Consider the following 18,534-nt stretch of genomic DNA (forward strand, 5'->3'; position numbering starts at 1 on the left):
CTCCCTCGGACTTGATGAGACGACCCCATGTCTTCCCTGGCTCATCCCAAGCGTTCGCCCCTGCGCTTGAACCGTTTTGTCTTTCTCAGCTCCTCGGTGTCGATCGGCATCCTCGGGCTGCTCACCGTTCTCTATCCCGAAGCCAGCGAGCACTGGCTGCAATGGGCGCAGGCCGAGGTGTCGGCCGCGTTCGGCTGGTGGTACATGCTGCTGATCGTGCTGTGCCTGGGCTTCGTGCTGTGGCTGGCGTTCTCGCCGTATGGCCGCATCCGCCTGGGCCACAACGAGGAATCACCGGCCTTCGGCTACGTCGCCTGGGTCTCGATGCTGTTCTCGGCCGGCATCGGCATCGCGCTGCTGTACTACGGCGCCTACGAGCCGCTGGACCACTTCCTGCATCCGCCCGGGCAACCCGGCGGCACCGTGGCCGCCGGCCGCGAGGCGATGGTGCTGACCTTCCTGCACTGGGGCCTGCACGGCTGGGCGCTGTACGCGCTGGTCGGTGTGGCACTGGGCTACTTCGCCTACCGCCGGGACCTGCCGCTGGCGCTGCGCTCGGCGCTGTACCCGATCTTCGGTGAGCGCATCCATGGCCGCATCGGCGACATGGTCGATGGCTTCGGCATCCTGGCCACGCTGATCTCGATGGTGACCAACCTCGGCATCGGCGCGCTGGTGGTGCAGTCCGGCCTGGTCTACCTGTTCCACATCCCGGATACGCCGCAGGTGCTGGTGGCCATCGTGCTGGTGATGATGGTGGTGGCCACCGTCGGCGTGGTGGCCGGCGTGGAAAAGGGCATTGCCTGGCTGTCCAACCTCAACGTGCGCCTGCTGTGCGGCTTGCTGCTGTTCGTGCTGGTCACCGGCCCGACCCTGCACCTGTTCGACGGCCTGATCCAGAACACCGGCGACTATCTCGGCGCGTTCGTGCGCAAGAGCTTCGACATGTACCTCAACGATCCCAAGGGCCGTGAATGGATGGGGTCGTGGACGCTGTTCTACTGGGCGTGGTGGATCGCCTGGGCGCCGTTCGTCGGCCTTTTCGTGGCGCGCATCTCGCGCGGCCGCACCATCCGCGAAGTGATCATGGGCGTGCTGCTGATCCCGCTCGGCTTCACCCTGGCCTGGCTGTCGATCTTCGGCAACACCGCCATCGACCTGGTGCTCAACCATGGCCAGGCGATCCTGGGTGAGGTGGCCCAGCACGATGCAGCGATGACGCTGTTCAAGCTGCTGGAATACCTGCCCGGCGCGCCATACGTGGCCGGTGCCGCGGTGGTGATCGGCTTCGTGCTGTTCCTGACCCCGGTCGACTCGGGCACGCTGATGATCGCCAACCTGTGCACCCGTCGTGTTGACGATGGCGTCGAAGATGGCCATGACGCGCCGATCTGGCTGCGCGTGTTCTGGGCCGCCGGCATCACCGTGGCCAGCGTCGGCCTGCTGCTGGCCGGCAACTTCAGCGCGATGCAGACGGCGGTCGTGCTGTGCGGCCTGCCGTTCTCGTTCACCCTGGCGTTCTACATGTGGGGCCTGTTGAAGGCGCTGCGCACCGACCCGGATGCGCCACGCCGCTGAGTGCTTCTGTAGAGCCGAGCCCATGCTCGGCTGCTGTTGGCGCAGAAGCAGCCGAGCGCAGGCTCGGCTCTACAAGGGGGCATCGCAAACGCAAAGGGCCGGACCCGCAAGGATCCGGCCCTTTTTTCGTTACTTGCTGGCCAACTGGCGCAGCACGTACTGCAGCAGGCCGCCATGACGGAAGTACTCGACTTCCTTCGGGGTCAGCAGCATCACCGACACCTCGAAGGTCTTCCTGGTGCCGTCGGCCCTGGTAGCGGTGACCGTGGCGCGCTTGCTTGCACCGTCCTGCAGGCCGGTGACGTCGATCACTTCCGAGCCGTCCAGGCCCAGCGTCTGTGCGTTCTCGCCGTTGCGGAACTGCAGCGGCAGCACGCCCATGCCGACCAGGTTGGAGCGGTGGATGCGTTCGAAGCTTTCGGCGATGACCGCCTTCACCCCCAGCAGCAGGGTGCCCTTGGCCGCCCAGTCGCGCGACGAACCGGTGCCGTATTCCTTGCCGGCCAGCACCACCAGCGGCACCTTGTCGGCCTTGTACTTCATGGCCGCATCGTAGATCGCCAGCTTCTCCGGCTGGCCACCACCGGCGGGGTAGTACAGGGTGTTGCCGCCTTCCTCGCCACCGAACATCAGGTTCTTGATGCGGATGTTGGCGAAGGTGCCGCGGACCATGACGTCGTCGTTGCCGCGGCGGCTGCCGTAGCTGTTGAAGTCGGCCGGCTGCACGCCGCGTTCCTGCAGGAAGCGGCCCGCCGGCGAGTCCTTCTTGATGTTGCCGGCCGGGGAGATGTGGTCGGTGGTGATCGAGTCGCCGAACAGGCCCATCACGCGTGCGCCGTGCACGTCGTCGATGCTGCCGGTCTGCATGGTCATGCCATCGAAGTAGGGCGGGTTCTTGATGTAGGTGGAGGCGTCGCTCCACTCGTACAGGTTGCCGTCCGGCGAGGCGATGGTGTTCCAGCGGGTATCGCCCTTGAACACATCGGCGTAGTTCTGCTTGAACATCTCCGGGCCGATGGTGGCGGCGATGACATCGCCGATTTCCTTGTTGCTCGGCCAGATGTCACGCAGGAACACCGGCTGGCCGTCGCTGCCGGTGCCGAGCGGCTGGGTGGTCAGGTCGATGTCGGTGGTGCCGGCGATGGCGTAGGCCACCACCAGCGGCGGGCTGGCCAGGTAGTTCATCTTTACTTCGGGGTGCACGCGGCCCTCGAAGTTGCGGTTGCCCGACAGCACCGAGGTCACCACCAGGTCGCCGGTTGCGATGCCGGCGCTGACTTCGGTTGGCAGCGGGCCGGAGTTGCCGATGCAGGTGGTGCAGCCGTAGCCGACCACGTAGAAGCCGATCTTCTCCAGCTCCTTCAGCACGCCGGCCTTTTCAAGGTAGTCGGTGACCACGCGCGAGCCTGGGCCGAGCGAGGTCTTGACCCACGGCTGGCGGTTCAGGCCCTTGGCGGCCGCGTTGCGGGCCAGCAGGCCGGCACCGATCATCACCGCCGGGTTGGAGGTGTTGGTGCACGAGGTGATGGCGGCGATGACCACTGCGCCATCCTTCAGCCGCACCTTGCGGCCTTCGATCTCGATGTCGGCGAAGCCCTTGGCCAGCTGCTCGTTGCCGACTGCGGCGCCGCCGCCTTCGTTGACGAAGGTGGCAACGTCCTCGTTGCGCTTGTCACGGTTGGCGGTCATGCCGACCAGCGCTTCGCGGTAGTTCTTCTGCACGTCTTCCAGCAGCACGCGGTCCTGCGGACGCTTAGGGCCGGCCAGCGACGGCTTCACCGTGCCCATGTCCAGTTCCAGCGTGGTGCTGTACTGGGCGTGCGGGCTGCTCGGCTCGTGCCACAGGCCCTGCGCCTTGGCATAGGCCTCGACCAGATCGATCTGCTCTTCGCTGCGGCCCGACAGGCGCAGGTAGTTCAGCGATTCGGCGTCGATCGGGAAGATGCCGCAGGTGGCGCCGTATTCCGGGGCCATGTTGCCGATGGTGGCGCGGTCGGCCAGTGGCAGGTGCTGCAGGCCGTCACCGTAGAACTCGACGAACTTGCCCACCACGCCCAGCTTGCGCAGCATCTGGGTGACGGTCAGCACCAGGTCGGTGGCGGTGGCGCCCTCGGGCAGCTTGCCGGTCAGCTTGAAGCCGACCACCTGCGGGATCAGCATCGACGACGGCTGGCCGAGCATGGCGGCCTCCGCTTCGATGCCGCCCACGCCCCAGCCCAGCACGCCGATGCCATTGATCATGGTGGTGTGGCTGTCGGTACCAAACACCGTATCCGGATAGGCCACCGCCTTGCCGTCCTTGTCCGCGGTCATCACCACGCGGGCGAGGTTTTCCAGGTTCACCTGGTGGACGATGCCGGTGTTGGGCGGCACCACCTTGAAGTTGTCGAAGGCCTTCTGGCCCCAGCGCAGGAAGCCATAGCGCTCCTGGTTGCGCTGGAATTCGATCTTGCCGTTGAGGTCCAGCGCGTCGGGCTTGCCGAACACATCGACCTGCACCGAGTGGTCGATGACCAGTTCGGAGGGAATCTGCGGATTGATCTGCTCCGGCTTGCCGCCAAGCTTGACGACGGCGTCGCGCATCGCGGCCAGGTCGACCACGCAGGGCACGCCGGTGAAGTCCTGCAGCACCACGCGCGCGGGCATGAACGCGATTTCGGTGTCCGGCTCGGCCGCCGGGTTCCAGCGGGCCACGGCCTCGATGTGGTCCTTGCCGACGGTGATGCCGCCGTCCTCGTGCCGGAGCAGGTTCTCCAGCAGGATCTTCATCGAGTAGGGCAGGTGGGAGATATCGAAGCGCTGGCCCAGCGTGGGCAGGCTGAAGTAGTCGTAGGTCTTGCCGCCGACGTTCAGCTGGCTGCGGGTGGAGAACGAATCGCTCATGCGGGATGACTCCTTCTTGCGGATGGCTTGCAGTGGCCCGCGCATGGGCGGGCCTGCTTGCGGTCGCCGCGGGCCTGACGGCCCCGGTCGTCCCAGTATGAACTCCAGACTGAATGGATTCATCCGGGCCGGGCTCCGGCCTGCGGCATCGGTTCCAGACTACAGGGGAAGGTGTATGGCGTATGTCACGTTTGTGGCCGATCCTTTGCGAGGCAAGGGCTGGCGGGGCGCCGGTCCTGTTCAGGGTGGAAGTATGCCCGGGGAAGTATGTATAATTTGTGCATACTCTGGAGGGCCTACCGATGGAAGCCACTGTTGCAGAACGCGGACAGATCACCCTGCCCAAGGCGGTGCGTGATGCCCTCGGCCTGACCAAGGGCACGCTGCTGAAGGTCGAGCTGGACGGCAGCCGCATCATCCTGCGCAAGAGTGTTGACGATGCCATTTCGCGGGCGCGCGGCAAGTTCGCGCTGGACGGCTTCGAGTCATCCGACGCGGCGGTGCGCGCGGTGCGTGACGAGGAGTAAGCCGTGATGATCGCCGTCGATTCACCGGTGCTGGTCGAGCTGCTCAGCAATGGTCCGCAGGCCGATGCCGTGGAAGCCATCCTCCGGCAGAGCCTGGTCGGTGGCCGCGTGGTGGTCTGTGGCGCAACCCTCGCCGAAGTGTGCGCATCGCTGCGCGGCGGTGCCGAAGTGCTCGAAGCACTGGAAGAGATGGGCGTGCACTTCAACCCGATGGAGGCCAAGTCGGCGCTGCGCGCCGGCGAGATGCACCGTCGTCATCGCCAGCGTGGCGGCAGCCGCCGCAGCCTGGACGAATTCATGGTCGGCGCCCACGCACTGCTGCAGTGCGATGGCCTGATCACCTGGAACGATACGTTTTACCGCGACTACTTCAAGGGCCTGAAGCTGATCGTGCCGCACGCCTGAGCCCACTTTTGATTTTTCAACCTACGCATTACCCGGGAGTTGTCATGTTGGAAGCCTACCGCCACCACGTCGCCGAGCGCGCTGCGCTTGGCATCCCGCCGCTGCCGCTGAGCGCGCAGCAGACGGCCGATGTCATCGAACTGCTGAAGAACCCGCCGCAGGGCGAGGCCGAGTTCCTGCTCGACCTGCTGACCCACCGCGTGCCGGCCGGCGTCGATGACGCGGCCAAGGTCAAGGCGTCGTACCTGGCGGCGATCGCCCTGGGCAGCGAGCAGAACCCGCTGATCAGCCGCGAGCGCGGCACCGAACTGCTGGGCACCATGCTCGGCGGTTACAACGTTGCGCCGCTGGTGCAGCTGCTGGACGACGCCAGCGTCGGCACCATTGCCGCCAATGGCCTCAAGAAGACCCTGCTGGTGTTCGATGCGTTCCATGACGTGCAGGAAAAGGCCAAGGCCGGCAACGCCAACGCCCAGGCCGTGCTGCAGAGCTGGGCCGATGCCGAGTGGTTCACCAGCAACCCGGAAGTGCCGCAGAGCCTGACCGTCACCGTGTTCAAGGTGCCGGGCGAAACCAACACCGATGACCTGTCGCCGGCACCGGACGCGACCACCCGCCCGGACATTCCGATGCACGCTCTGGCGATGCTGAAGAACAAGCGCGACGATGCGCCGTTCACCCCGGAAGAAGACGGCAAGCGCGGCCCGATCCAGCAGATCCTGTCGCTGAAGGAAAAGGGTCACCTGGTGGCCTACGTCGGCGACGTGGTCGGCACCGGTTCCTCGCGCAAGTCGGCCACCAACAGCGTGCTGTGGTGGACCGGCGATGACATTCCGTACATCCCGAACAAGCGCGCCGGTGGCGTGTGCCTGGGCGGCAAGATCGCGCCGATCTTCTACAACACCATGGAAGATGCCGGTGCGCTGCCGATCGAGCTGGACGTGTCGAAGATGGAGCACGGCGACGTCATCGAGCTGCGCCCGTACGAAGGCAAGGCGCTGAAGAACGGCGAAGTGATCGCCGAGTTCCAGGTCAAGTCCGACGTGCTGTTCGATGAAGTGCGTGCCGGCGGCCGCATTCCGCTGATCATCGGCCGTGGCCTGACCGGCAAGGCGCGCGAAGCGCTGGGCCTGGCCCCGACCGACCTGTTCCGCCTGCCGGTGCAGCCGGCCGATACCGGCAAGGGCTTCTCGCTGGCGCAGAAGATGGTCGGCCGCGCCTGTGGCCTGCCGGAAGGCCAGGGCATGCGCCCGGGCACCTACTGCGAACCGAAGATGACCTCGGTCGGCTCGCAGGACACCACCGGCCCGATGACCCGCGACGAGCTGAAGGACCTGGCGTGCCTGGGCTTCTCGGCCGACCTGGTGATGCAGTCGTTCTGCCATACCGCCGCGTACCCGAAGCCGGTGGACGTGAAGACCCACCACACCCTGCCGGAGTTCATCTCCACCCGTGGCGGCGTTTCGCTGCGCCCGGGCGACGGCGTGATCCACAGCTGGCTCAACCGCATGCTGCTGCCGGACACCGTCGGCACCGGTGGTGACTCGCACACCCGTTTCCCGGTGGGTATTTCGTTCCCGGCCGGTTCGGGCCTGGTCGCCTTCGCTGCGGCCACCGGCGTGATGCCGCTGGACATGCCGGAGTCGGTGCTGGTGCGCTTCAAGGGCAAGATGCAGCCGGGCGTGACCCTGCGTGACCTGGTCAACGCGATCCCGCTGTACGCGATCAAGTCGGGCCTGCTGACCGTGGCCAAGGCGGGCAAGAAGAACATCTTCTCCGGCCGCATCCTGGAAATCGAAGGCCTGCCGGAGCTGAAGGTCGAACAGGCGTTCGAACTGTCCGACGCCTCGGCCGAGCGTTCGGCGGCCGGTTGCTCGGTGCGCCTGAACAAGGAACCGATCATCGAGTACCTGACCAGCAACATCACCCTGCTGAAGTGGATGATTGCCGAGGGTTACCAGGATCCGCGTTCGCTGCAGCGTCGCATCGAGAAGATGGAAGCGTGGCTGGCCAACCCGCAGCTGCTGGAGCCGGATGCGGACGCCGAGTACGCCGCCGTCATCGAGATCGACCTGGCCGACATCCACGAGCCGATCGTGGCCTGCCCGAACGACCCGGACGACGTGAAGACCCTGTCCGAAGTGGCCGGTGCCAAGATCGACGAAGTGTTCATCGGTTCGTGCATGACCAACATCGGTCACTTCCGCGCCGCTGCCAAGCTGCTGGAAGGCAAGCGTGACCTGCCGACCCGCCTGTGGGTGGCCCCGCCGACCAAGATGGACGCCTCGGAGCTGACCAAGGAAGGCGTGTACGGCACCTTCGGCGCTACCGGCGCGCGCATGGAAATGCCGGGCTGCTCGCTGTGCATGGGCAACCAGGCGCAGATCCGCGAGGGTTCCACCGCGATGTCGACCTCGACCCGCAACTTCCCGAACCGCCTGGGCCGCAACACCAACGTGTACCTGGGTTCGGCGGAACTGGCGGCGATCTGCTCGCGCCTGGGCCGCATCCCGACCAAGGAGGAGTACATGGCGGACATCGGCGTGATCAACGCCAATGGTGCGGAGATCTACCGCTACATGAACTTTGACCAGATCGAGGAATACCAGGACGTGGCCAGCACGGTCGCTGCCTGATGCGGTAGTGCCGGCCGCTGGCTGGCATCCCGTTGAAACGAAGAACCCCCGGTGAAAGCCGGGGGTTTTTTTGTGGACAGGGCACTTTCGGACAAATTGTATGTCTCTGGCGACGCATGGCGCCTACCGTGGATGCCCACCATTCGGGTCTTGCCTGAGATGCGCCATTCATTTCTGCTGACGACTCCCAGCCCTGCCCATCGCCGCAGCGTCATCACCCAGGCCTTCGGGACTCTGCTGGCCTCCGTACTTCTGACCATGGCGCCATCGGTCGGCGCAACGCCGGCGTCTGCGATGCCGCTGTCTATCAAGCCGCCGCCCCGTCTCGACAGGACTACACGCCACAGCCTCTGTCATGAGGGTCGCTGCGTGGTGCTGGATGGCACGGGCCGGCAACTGGTCGAGCATCGGGGAATGCAATACCTCCGCCCCTTCAAAAATGGGGTGGCGGTCTTCGAAAGGGGGGAGAACAGGGGCGTCATGAATTCAGAAGGGCGTATCGTCCTTGAAGCGCATTACGACTCGGTTGAGGTACATGGCAACGGGATGATCGAAGCCAAGGTATTGCTGCGGAGCCCGCCCAAGGCGTACACGCGAATCGACTTCTTCAATGCACGAGGCCGATTGGTGCGTCGGTTTGAGGAGAAAGGCGAGATCGATCTCCTGCGCTCGGCGTCCTGGGCAGGAAACCCGGCTGTAGAACTCTGCAACAGTGAAAAGCGGCGCTGCACGACCCACTTCCTTGACGCAAAGGGCAGGTCCGGTCCCGTTTTCAGTGTCTTTGGTAGCTTTGGTCCCGTGGGTCATGAGGGGGAAGTGGCCATCGCTTCGCGCGATGGTGTCCACTTTGGCCTGGTTGATCGATCACTGGCAGGCATAGGGCGCCAGGACTACGATCAGATGACCTTCAACAGTTCGGGTTTCGCGCTCGCCACCCAGGGCGGGAACGACACGGTGCTGGATCCCCACGGGGTGCAAGTGGCGCCCATGGGTCGATATCGGTTCAAGTTTGGTCGGGGTGGGTACCTGCTTTCTGCGGTAGCCGAAGACGGCCAGTGCCTGCATTTCACGCGCGCGGGTTTGATGTTTCCGACGCCTGCAGGCCACTGTATGAAGACAGATGAGTTCGCTGAACGAGTGGGGTATGTAATCTTCAGTTCGGAAGATGATGAATACGTTGTAGGCCTGGATGGGTCGCTGCGCTCCCTGCAACGCGCTGCAGGCCTGCATCCGTTGAACCGCAGGATCGTCGAGTATCAAAAGCCCGGCGAAGCGGGGGTGCGTTTCATGATGCTGGAAGATGGCAGCATCTCGTCTTCCCTGTACTACCGACTTGCGCCTTTTCAAACCGCGGAAGGACTGGATGACCAACTGCTGTTGGCCCAAGCCGATGGAGGATGGGGTGTAATAGATGCTACGGGTGCTTGGCTGATTCCTCCTCGCTACCGTCGAATAAGACCATTGGGTCCGAATCTGGTCGCGGCATTCGAACGGCCGGGATATGACCCCGGGTATCACATACTCGATCTGCGTGGCAATGCGGTGGCTGATTTCACGCTGCATGATCCCTTACCGGATTTTTTGGCGGATGGAACAAGAGTCTATGCGCTCTCACTACGTGGCCGTTGGGGTCTTCTGGATGAGTCGGGGCGGTGGAGGCTGGCGCCCCGCTACGGCTACGTGAATGTTTCGAAAGGCCTGGTTTCAGTGCGTGAGCGAAACAGTGCCGGTGATATTACGGTTAATTTTCTTGACCCGGACACAGAAACGACGCTGTTCGAACAGGGATTTCTATCGATTCATTCTCGACCGGATGGTCTGTTTGAGACGTTGAAGACAGATCAGACCTTGGAGCTGATCAAGCTCGACGGGACCGTTCTGGGGCGTCTGCATCCTCGTCCCAGCCAATAGTCGGACCATTGACTGCCTGGTATGGCTGGAGCCTGGTGCGATCCAAATGGAAAATCTGGGCGTGTTGGAAACAACGCAACGCTCAGGCTTCCGGCGCTACTGCACGGTCCAGTCTGCGCTGCCTTCCAGCCGACGGCCGCCGATCAGCACGTTGCCGCTCTTACCGGAGACATCCATCTCGAACCAAGGCAGTCCATCACGGTCAAGTGGACGCACGTAGGCCTGGCGCTTTGCACGGTTGAATTCGATGTAGTAGCGGCGATGCACGTTGGGGTACGGCGGGATAGACGGGCCTTTCCAGCTGACGCTTACCGCGCCGGGATCTTCGCGACCCACCAGCATCAGCATGAAGAACACATCACCCTGCTTGGCCTCGAAGTAGAACAGATCGCCACTGGCGCTGGCGGGTGCCAGTGGCAATGAAAGCAGTACGGCCGCCAGGGCGGCCTTCCATATGCCTTTGATCATGTGCAGCATTCCTTGTGCAATACCGCTATCAAAGCACACACGCGGGTAGCGCGTTGAAACGAAGAACCCCGATGAAAGCCGGCACCTTGAAACGAAGAACCCCGATGAAAGCCGGCACCTTTTCTTGTTGCCTGATGGCCTGTAGCGCCGAGTCCATGCTTGGCTGCTGTTCGTGCGATGCGCGATGAGTCGAGCGCGGCTCGACTCTACAAAGTCATCCACGCATGGCGTGGATCTACTGCCCGCGGAGTCCTTGAGCCGGGGCGCGCTATCAGCCGCGAGCGAGCGCCAGCAGCCGCTCGGCAATCCGTTCCAGTGGCACCTGTTCCTCAGCGGCGCCGAGTTTGAACGCTGCACCGGGCATGCCCCAGACCACGCTGGTGGCCTCGTCCTGCACCAGTGTCGGCGCGCCGGCCTGGCGCATTTCCAGCAGGCCGCGTGCGCCGTCGTCACCCATGCCGGTGAGGATGGCCCCGATGGCATTGCCACCCGCGCTCTGCGCGACCGAGCGGAACAGCACGTCCACCGCCGGCTTGTGCCGGTTCACCGCTGGGCCGTCGTCGACGCGGCAGCGCCAGCGTGCACCGTCACGGATGATGCGCAGGTGCTTGCCGCCGGGTGGCAGGTAGGCATGGCCGGGCAGCACCGCTTCGCCGTCGCTGGCCTCGCGCACAGCCATGGCCGAGTGGCGGTCCAGGCGTTCGGCGAAGGCGCTGCTGAAGCTGGCCGGCAGGTGCTGGGTCATCACCACGGCGGGCGCGTCGGCAGGCATGCCTTCCAGCACCACGCGCAGCGCTTCGGTGCCACCGGCTGACGAGCCGATCGCGATCAGGCGGTCGGTGGTACGGAACTGCGGCGAGGCAGCACGCGTTGCCGGCGCTGCGTCCAGCGTGAGCTTCGGGGCGGCCGCGCGCACCAGCGGTCGCACCCGCGAGCGCGCCGCCATCTTCACCTTGGCGATGATTTCGTCGGCGTAGCCCTGCAGGCCGCGTGCGACGTCCAGCTTGGGCTTGGAGACGAAGTCCACCGCGCCCAGTGCCAGCGCCTGCAGCGTGGTGTCGGCGCCGCGTTCGGTCAGCGAAGAAATCATCACCACCGGCAGCGGATGCAGGCGCATCAGGTTTTCCAGGAACGCCAGCCCGTCCATGCGCGGCATTTCCACGTCCAGGGTGATCACGTCCGGGAGTAGGCGCTTGATCTTCTCGCGCGCCAACAGCGGGTCAGCCGCGGTGCCGACCACGTCGATGGCCGGGTCGCTGGACAGGATTTCCGTGAGCATCTGCCGCACGACGGCAGAGTCGTCGACGATCAGGACCCGGCAGGGGGCGTTGCCGGTCAGGGTCATTCGAACAACTCCACGCCGCCGGTGACCGGGGCCTTGGACAGACGTGCACGCACCGCCGATTCGGTGGCAGCCACTTCGGCTTCGTGGGCATGCGGCAGGCGCTGCACCACCACGCGGCCGGTATCGGCGAAGAACCAGATCTTGCGCGGATGGATGCCGCACAGGTCCTCGGCAATGATCGGAATATGCTCGGCCTGCAGGTACTGGCGCACGAACTCGGCGTTGCGGGTACCGACCGGATTGCTGGTGAAGCCCTTGAGCACGTTGGCGCCGCCGAACACCTTGGCCTCGATGCGCTTGCGGTGTGCGCCGCGCTTGAGCATGTCGTTGATCAGCAGTTCCATCGCGTAGCTTCCGTAACGCGCAGGTGCGCCGTCGCCGGCGTTGCCTTCCGGCAGCAGGAAGTGGTTCATGCCGCCGATCTTCAGTACCGGGTCGCGCAGGCAGGCGGCCACGCACGAACCCAGGGTGGTGGTCAGCGCGGTGGTGTCATCGACCACCAGGTACTGGGTCGGCAGCAGCTTGGCGGCAATGGTCTGGAAGCGCGCATCCTGGTAGCGCATCACATCGTCGGTACGCAGCGAAGCATTCATGCGCCGGCCTTCGCCGCACGGCGGTAAAGGGTGCGGCCGCAGGGCTGGATCAGGTCGGCGGCGTGCAGGTAGTTCTCCGAGTGTCCGGTGTAAAGCAGGCCGTCATCGGCCAGGTGCTGTACCAGCCGGCCGAGGATCGCGCGCTGGGTTGGCTTGTCGAAGTAGATCATCACGTTGCGGCAGAACAACGCATCGAACGGGCCACCGACGTCGTAGCGCGGGGCGAGCAGGTTCAATGGGCGGAATTCGATCAGCTCGCGCAGCGCAGGCAGCACGCGGCACTGGCCCTCGTTGGGGCCGCTGCCACGCTGGAAGTAGCGGCGGCGCAGGTCCGGATCGAGGCTGGCGACGCGATCGATGTTGTAGACGCCGCGGCCGGCGGTGGCCAGCACCTGGGTATCGACGTCGGTGGCAATGATGCGCACCGGCGGCTTCAGGGTGCCAAAGGCCTCGCACGCGGTGATCGCCATCGAGTAGGGCTCTTCACCCGTGGACGCCGCGCACGACCACAGCAGCAACGGCGTGCGGCTGGAGCGCTGCTGCAGTTCTTCGCGCAGCTTGTCGAAGTGGTGCGGTTCGCGGAAGAACGAGGTCAGGTTGGTGGTCAGCGCGTTGGTGAACGCCTGCCACTCGTCACCATCTTCCTGTTCCAGATGGTCCAGATACTGCTGGAAGCTGCGCATGCCCAGCGTGCGCAGGCGGCGCGACAGGCGGCCATAGACCATGTCGCGCTTTGCCGGGGCGAGGGCGATGCCCACGCGCTGGTAGATCAGGTCGCAGACGCGGCGGAAATCGCGGTCGGCGAACTCGAATTCGCGCGGGCCGGTGACGATGGGGGTAGGACTTTGCACGGGGGACGTGTCCATCGGCGGGGGCGGCGGCCGAAGCCGCCGCGGGTGGGTCTCAGAATTCCTGCCAGTCGCTGTCGCTGGCGGCGAAGGTGCTGGCGTTGCTGCTGCGACGTGGCGGTATCGGTGCAGGTGCTGCCGCACGGCCTGGCTGCGGAGGTGCCACGGTGGTGACTCTCGCCGGCTCGACCCGCGCGGCAACGGCCTGCATCGCGGCCGAGACCTGGTTGTCGAGCCGGAAGATCGCCACGGCATCTGCAAGCTGTGCGGCCTGGTCTTCCATCGCACGTGCGGCGGCGGTGGCTTCCTCCACCAGTGCGGCGTTCTGCTGGGTGGTCTCGTCCATCTGCACCACGGTCTGGTTGACCTGCTCGATGCCCGCGCTCTGTTCCTGCGAAGCAGCGGAAATCTCGGCCATGATGTCGGTGACGCGCTGCACCGAGGCGACGATCTCGCCCATGGTGCTGCCGGCCTGGTGGACCAGGCTGGAGCCCTCGGCGACCTTGCCGACGGAGTCGTCGATCAGGCCCTTGATCTCCTTGGCGGCGGCGGCCGAGCGCTGGGCGAGGGTGCGCACTTCGCTGGCAACCACGGCGAAGCCGCGGCCCTGTTCACCGGCACGCGCGGCTTCCACGGCGGCATTCAGTGCCAGGATATTGGTCTGGAACGCGATGCCGTCGATGACGCTGATGATCTCGGCGATCTTCTTCGACGAGGCTTCGATGGCGGACATGGTGGTGACCACCTGGCCGACGACCTCGCCGCCCTGCGAGGCGACACCATGCGCGCCGATGGCGAGCTGGTTGGCCTGGCGGGCGTGTTCGGCGTTCTGGCGCACGGTGGAGGTCAGTTCCTCCATCGAGGCCGCGGTTTCTTCCAGGTTGGCGGCCTGCTGCTCGGTCCGGCGCGACAGGTCGCTGTTGCCCGAGGCGATCTCGCCGGCGGCCAGGGTAATGCTGGAAGCGCTGGCCTGGATCTGGCCGACGATCTGAGTCAGCTGCGCGACCGTGGCGTTGGCATCGTCGCGCATGCGGGCGAACACACCCTGATGGTCGCCGTGCATGCGCGCGGTCAGGTCGCCCTCGGCGATGGCCGACAGCAGCTGCGACAGCTTGCCGAGGTTGTCATCGCTGACCGCCATCATCGCGTTGAGGTTTTCCAGCATCAGGCGGAAATCGTGGTCGAAGCGCTGCGCATCGCCTCGGCGGCTGAAGTCGCCGGCAGCAGCGGCGCTGGCCAACTGCTTGATCTCGGCGTTGATGCGGCCGAGGTTGGCCTTGACGGTGTCGACGGTGGTGGTCATCGCCGCCTTCTCGCCCGGGTAGCGGGCGATGTCGCGGCTCAGGTCACCGACCGCGTACTGCTGCACCACGTCCAGCACATCGTGCAGGGTCTGCACGTGGCTACCAACCAGGGCGTTGGTTTCCTGCACCATCAGCCCGTATTCGCCCGGGAAGGCGCTGGCGTCGATGCGGTAGCTGAGTTCGCCACCGTCGTGGCGGCGGGCCATTTCGCGCTGGCCGGTGATGACCGCATGCAACTGCTGCTGCATGCCGGCCATGGCGTCCAGCAGGCGACCGGTTTCATCGTGCGGCTGCGGTCCGATGTGGCTGTCGAGCTTGCCGGCGGCGATGCCTTCGGCGACGGCCGTGGCCTGCTTCAGCGGTACCGCGATACGGTTGCCGATGACCCAGCTCAGGGCCAGCACGATCAGCACCAGCACGCCACCGGAGACGGTCATGATGGCAGTGAACACCAGCGCCTGCTTCTGCACGTCGTCCATGTAGACGCCACTGCTGACCACCCAGTTCCACGGCGCGAACAGGCCGGCGTACGCGACCTTCTCGACCTCGCCCTTGCTGCCCGGCTTGGCCCAGCGGTAGTTGACGAAGCCGCCGCCGGCGCGAGCCGCTTCGACCTGGTCGTAGTAGATCCGTACGCCGTCGTCGGTGTGGAAGTCCTTCATGTCCTTGCCGACCAGGTCCTTGCGGAACGGGTGCATCAGCAGGCGGTAGCCGGTGTCGTAAATGTTGAAGTAGTAGGTATCGTTCCCGGCGCGCATGACCTCAAGCGCCTGCAGCGCGGCGCGCTTGGCGGCCTCTTCGCTGAGCTCGCCGGTACCGGCCAGGCGGTGGTAGTGCTGGAGGATGCCGTAGCTCAGTTCGACCTGGGTCTTCAGCGCAGCCTTGCGGGTCTCGGTCAGGTCAAGGTACTGCATGCGGGCGGCGATCACCGACAGCGCGATCACGCCGAGCGCGATGAGCAGCGTCAGCAGGTTGAGCTTGCGCCGGACGGAAAGATTGCGGAAGTAGTGTTGCCAGCGATGCAGGAGATTCATCGAGCAGGACCCGGTTGAAGCAGGCGGGCGGCGCCGAGCCGGCCAGCGGCGGGATGCGCCGTGACAACCCCGTTATCGGCCGCGGGGGCGGGGGATTGAGGTGCGGTGTCGGAACGTATTCAGGTTTTTCCTGCAGCGGCGGCTGCGGCGCTGCCTGCGGCAGGCTTTTGAAGCAGCGGCAACAGCAACAGCAACAGCAACAGCGGTTGGTCGGCGCTGGATTGTCAGTAAGTAGCTGGGCCGGGGTGGGCAGGCAGGACACGCCGTAAACCCGTCCTTGGGGGCTTGATGGCGCCTTGCTCGTGTGCGCAGGACAGCGCACACGAGCAAGCCGCGGCCAAGCCCCCAGGGACGGGTTCACGGCGTCCCCTGCGCGACCCACCCTCCCGGCCTGCCCTCAGCAGCCCAGCACTTCGACCGACCACCCCGAGGGGCTTCGCCGTTGGCTGGATAATCAGATACCCCCTAAACAAAAACGCCCCAGCACAGGGCCAGGGCGTGTTCGTGGATCAGGTCAGGCAGGCATCAGAATTCCTGCCAGTCCCCGTCGGCCAGTTCGGTTGCCATCGGGCGACCACCTGCCGTGCGGCGGGCCGGCGGGGCAGCCGGGGCCGGGGCAGCCGGTGCAGCGGCGCGCGGCGCCGAAGCGGTGACGCGCGGGGCGGCCACGACTTCGGCTTCGTCCACCACGAAGATCGACACAGCCTCGCTGAGGTGGCCGGCCTGTTCTTCCATCGCGCGGGCGGCGGCGGTGGCTTCCTCCACCAGCGCGGCATTCTGCTGGGTGGTTTCGTCCATCTGCACCACGGTCTGGTTGACCTGCTCGATGCCCGCGCTCTGTTCCTGCGAGGCGGCGGAAATCTCGGCCATGATGTCGGTCACGCGCTGCACCGAGGCGACGATCTCGCCCATGGTCGCGCCGGCCTTGTGCACCAGCGCCGAGCCATCGTTGACCTTGCCGACGGAGTCGTCGATCAGGCCCTTGATCTCCTTGGCGGCGGCGGCCGAGCGCTGGGCCAGGGTGCGCACTTCGCTGGCAACCACGGCGAAGCCGCGGCCCTGTTCACCGGCACGCGCGGCTTCCACGGCGGCATTCAGTGCCAGGATATTGGTCTGGAACGCGATGCCGTCGATGACGCTGATGATCTCGGCGATCTTCTTGGACGAGGCTTCGATGGCGGACATGGTGGTGACCACCTGGCCGACCACCTCGCCACCTTGCGAGGCGACGCCATGCGCGCCGATGGCGAGCTGGTTGGCCTGGCGGGCGTGTTCGGCGTTCTGGCGCACGGTGGAGGTCAGTTCCTCCATCGAGGCCGCAGTCTCTTCCAGGTTGGCGGCCTGCTGCTCGGTCCGGCGCGACAGGTCGCTGTTGCCGGAGGCGATCTCGCCGGCGGCCGAACTGATCGCGCGGCTGGACTGCTTGATGCGGGTGACGATCTCGCTCAGCTGCGCGGCGGTGGCGTTGGCATCGTCACGCATGCGGGCGAACACGCCCTGGTAGTCGCCGTGCATGCGCACGGTCAGGTCACCCTGCGACAGTGCCGCAAGCAGGCCGGAGATCTGTTCGATGCTGCCGGCGTTGGCGTCCAGCAGGCCGTTGATCTGCTGCGCCAGCTGCAGGAAGAAGCCTTCCTTGTCGCTGGCGTCGATGCGGCCGGACAGGTCGCCGGCGGCGGCCTGGGCGATCACGCGGGCCACTTCCGCTTCAACCTGCGCTTCCTGGGTACGGTCACGCCACTCCACCACGTAGCCGACGGTGTCGCCGCCTTCATTGCGGATGGTCGACACCACCTGGGCGAACTGGGCATCGCCGTACTGCATCGGGCGACGGGCGACACCGTGTGCCTTCAGGTTGTTCAGCAGGGTCTGGTCCATCTCACCACGGTGCTCAAGCACGGTGACCGGCTTGCCGATCAGCGGGGCCTGGGCGTCGAAGTCCGGCAGGTCACGGCGCAGTTCGTCCTGGTACTGGCTCAGGGTCTGCTGCAGTGCGCGGTTGCTGTAGACGATGGTGTTGCTGGTATCGGTCAGGTACACGCCGGTCGAGCTGTAATCCAGCGCGGTACGGATGCGCAGGTTCTCGCGGGCGATGGCCTGGTCGGTCTCGATGCGCTCGCGCAGGTCGCGCTGCATGCGCTGCATGGCTTGCATCAGTTCGCCCACTTCATCCTGGCGGCTGACGTCGATGTGGCCATCGAGCTTGCCGCCGGCCACGTCGTTGGCGACCGACACGGCGCCACGCACGCTGCCGACCAGGGCACGGGCAAACAACCACACCAGCACCAGGCCGAGCGCGGCGCCGCCCAGCAGGGCGATCACGGTCAGCACGGCCGAGGCGGAGTAGGTGGATGCGGCCTCGTCGCGCGAGGCGCGGGCGAGGCGGTTGTCTTCGGCGATCAGCGCCTCCAGCGCGGAGGCAGCCTTGCGGTGCTTGGTGCGGGTTTCGCCGACGAAGGTATCGATGGCGTCGTCCGGCAGGTCCAGTTCCAGCATCTCCGTGACGCTGTCATAGGATGCCAGGGCGTCCTTCCATTCCTTGGCGAAGGCGTCGAACAGCTTCTTCTGCTGCGGGTTGTCGACCAGCTTCGGATACTCCTTGATCGACTTGTCCATGCTGGCGCGCAGGTCGACACCCTGCCTGCGCGCATCGGACTTGACGTCATCGCTGGCGCGGATCAGCTGCTGGTAAGCGGCATTGCGGTACTCGCCCAGCATGCCGCGCATCTCGCCGGCCATGCGGATGCTCTCCATGCGCGAACCGGCCAGCTCGGTGGTGACGTTGTTCAGCGAATGCAGGCCGCGATAGGCGACGATGCCCTGCAGCAGCATCACCAGCAGGAGGACGCCGAAGGTCAGCAGCAGTTTCGGCATCAGTTTCAGGTTGTTGATCCACGGCATGGGCGTTGCGAGCTCCTAAGGCAGACGCGCCCGGGCATCGGGCCCGGTTGCAGCAGAAACCACGCCAGGACCAGGCCCGGCGTGGTCCGACGAACGGCGGA

At 65.6% G+C, this 18,534-nt stretch carries 12 protein-coding genes; 5 read left to right on the plus strand and 7 right to left on the minus strand.

Annotated features, from left to right (window positions below; all coding sequences use genetic code 11):
• Positions 1 to 27: 27 nt before the first annotated feature.
• Complete coding sequence (locus KXV01_RS07300; protein ID WP_099495846.1) at positions 28 to 1,578, plus strand: BCCT family transporter; 1,551 nt, start codon at positions 28 to 30, stop codon at positions 1,576 to 1,578.
• Positions 1,579 to 1,707: 129 nt separating this feature from the next.
• Here the strand turns inward: KXV01_RS07300 and acnA are convergent, their stop codons facing one another.
• The gene (gene acnA, locus KXV01_RS07305) at positions 1,708 to 4,461 is read right to left on the minus strand and encodes an aconitate hydratase AcnA (protein WP_099495845.1); all 2,754 of its coding nucleotides are present in this window, start codon (positions 4,459 to 4,461) and stop codon (positions 1,708 to 1,710) included.
• 302 nt (positions 4,462 to 4,763) lie between these two features.
• On the opposite strand from acnA, the gene KXV01_RS07310 reads away from it, so the two are divergent.
• From KXV01_RS07310 to KXV01_RS07325, 4 genes are all read left to right on the plus strand, one after another.
• On the plus strand, positions 4,764 to 4,988 hold the full coding sequence (locus KXV01_RS07310; protein WP_005409505.1) for an AbrB/MazE/SpoVT family DNA-binding domain-containing protein: 225 nt from the start codon (positions 4,764 to 4,766) through the stop codon (positions 4,986 to 4,988).
• A gap of 6 nt (positions 4,989 to 4,994) precedes the next feature.
• Positions 4,995 to 5,393, plus strand: a complete 399-nt coding sequence (locus KXV01_RS07315; RefSeq protein ID WP_005416402.1) for a type II toxin-antitoxin system VapC family toxin — start codon at positions 4,995 to 4,997, stop codon at positions 5,391 to 5,393.
• Between the two features lie 44 nt (positions 5,394 to 5,437).
• A complete protein-coding gene (acnB, locus tag KXV01_RS07320; protein WP_099495844.1) occupies positions 5,438 to 8,029 on the plus strand; it encodes a bifunctional aconitate hydratase 2/2-methylisocitrate dehydratase in 2,592 nt (863 codons plus the stop codon).
• A 132-nt stretch (positions 8,030 to 8,161) separates the two neighbouring features.
• The gene (locus KXV01_RS07325) at positions 8,162 to 9,940 is read left to right on the plus strand and encodes a WG repeat-containing protein (RefSeq protein ID WP_111096381.1); all 1,779 of its coding nucleotides are present in this window, start codon (positions 8,162 to 8,164) and stop codon (positions 9,938 to 9,940) included.
• A gap of 96 nt (positions 9,941 to 10,036) precedes the next feature.
• On the opposite strand, the gene KXV01_RS07330 is transcribed toward KXV01_RS07325, so the two are convergent.
• The 6 genes from KXV01_RS07330 to KXV01_RS07355 all read right to left on the minus strand — a co-directional run bounded on the left by KXV01_RS07330 (position 10,037) and on the right by KXV01_RS07355 (position 18,433).
• Complete coding sequence (locus KXV01_RS07330) at positions 10,037 to 10,408, minus strand: hypothetical protein (protein ID WP_134731698.1); 372 nt, start codon at positions 10,406 to 10,408, stop codon at positions 10,037 to 10,039.
• Positions 10,409 to 10,679: 271 nt separating this feature from the next.
• The gene (locus KXV01_RS07335) at positions 10,680 to 11,753 is read right to left on the minus strand and encodes a chemotaxis response regulator protein-glutamate methylesterase (protein ID WP_099495842.1); all 1,074 of its coding nucleotides are present in this window, start codon (positions 11,751 to 11,753) and stop codon (positions 10,680 to 10,682) included.
• On the minus strand, positions 11,750 to 12,346 hold the full coding sequence (cheD, locus tag KXV01_RS07340) for a chemoreceptor glutamine deamidase CheD (protein ID WP_014037083.1): 597 nt from the start codon (positions 12,344 to 12,346) through the stop codon (positions 11,750 to 11,752). The genes KXV01_RS07335 and cheD overlap by 4 nt, the downstream gene beginning before the upstream one ends.
• On the minus strand, positions 12,343 to 13,212 hold the full coding sequence (locus KXV01_RS07345; protein ID WP_049416359.1) for a CheR family methyltransferase: 870 nt from the start codon (positions 13,210 to 13,212) through the stop codon (positions 12,343 to 12,345). The genes cheD and KXV01_RS07345 overlap by 4 nt, the downstream gene beginning before the upstream one ends.
• Before the next feature lie 37 nt (positions 13,213 to 13,249).
• Positions 13,250 to 15,532: a methyl-accepting chemotaxis protein gene (locus tag KXV01_RS07350; protein WP_111096380.1), complete on the minus strand. Its 2,283-nt coding sequence runs from the start codon at positions 15,530 to 15,532 to the stop codon at positions 13,250 to 13,252.
• Positions 15,533 to 16,057: 525 nt separating this feature from the next.
• Entirely contained in the window at positions 16,058 to 18,433 is a 2,376-nt protein-coding gene (locus KXV01_RS07355; protein WP_164283872.1) for a methyl-accepting chemotaxis protein, read from the minus strand.
• Between the last annotated feature and the right edge of the window lie 101 nt (positions 18,434 to 18,534).

Origin of the sequence: Stenotrophomonas sp. Ps181 (assembly GCF_025697425.1) — a bacterium.
In the GTDB taxonomy this organism is placed as follows: domain Bacteria; phylum Pseudomonadota; class Gammaproteobacteria; order Xanthomonadales; family Xanthomonadaceae; genus Stenotrophomonas; species Stenotrophomonas sepilia.

Excerpts from the sequence above, each read along its gene's own strand:
- KXV01_RS07300 (WP_099495846.1), top strand. The coding sequence starts at position 28 with ATGTCTTCCCTGGCTCATCCCAAGCGTTCGCCCCTGCGCTTGAACCGT.
- acnA (WP_099495845.1), bottom strand. The coding sequence starts at position 4,461 with ATGAGCGATTCGTTCTCCACCCGCAGCCAGCTGAACGTCGGCGGCAAG.
- KXV01_RS07310 (WP_005409505.1), top strand. The coding sequence starts at position 4,764 with ATGGAAGCCACTGTTGCAGAACGCGGACAGATCACCCTGCCCAAGGCG.
- KXV01_RS07315 (WP_005416402.1), top strand. The coding sequence starts at position 4,995 with ATGATCGCCGTCGATTCACCGGTGCTGGTCGAGCTGCTCAGCAATGGT.
- acnB (WP_099495844.1), top strand. The coding sequence starts at position 5,438 with ATGTTGGAAGCCTACCGCCACCACGTCGCCGAGCGCGCTGCGCTTGGC.
- KXV01_RS07325 (WP_111096381.1), top strand. The coding sequence starts at position 8,162 with ATGCCCACCATTCGGGTCTTGCCTGAGATGCGCCATTCATTTCTGCTG.
- KXV01_RS07330 (WP_134731698.1), bottom strand. The coding sequence starts at position 10,408 with ATGATCAAAGGCATATGGAAGGCCGCCCTGGCGGCCGTACTGCTTTCA.
- KXV01_RS07335 (WP_099495842.1), bottom strand. The coding sequence starts at position 11,753 with ATGACCCTGACCGGCAACGCCCCCTGCCGGGTCCTGATCGTCGACGAC.
- cheD (WP_014037083.1), bottom strand. The coding sequence starts at position 12,346 with ATGAATGCTTCGCTGCGTACCGACGATGTGATGCGCTACCAGGATGCG.
- KXV01_RS07345 (WP_049416359.1), bottom strand. The coding sequence starts at position 13,212 with ATGGACACGTCCCCCGTGCAAAGTCCTACCCCCATCGTCACCGGCCCG.
- KXV01_RS07350 (WP_111096380.1), bottom strand. The coding sequence starts at position 15,532 with ATGAATCTCCTGCATCGCTGGCAACACTACTTCCGCAATCTTTCCGTC.
- KXV01_RS07355 (WP_164283872.1), bottom strand. The coding sequence starts at position 18,433 with ATGCCGTGGATCAACAACCTGAAACTGATGCCGAAACTGCTGCTGACC.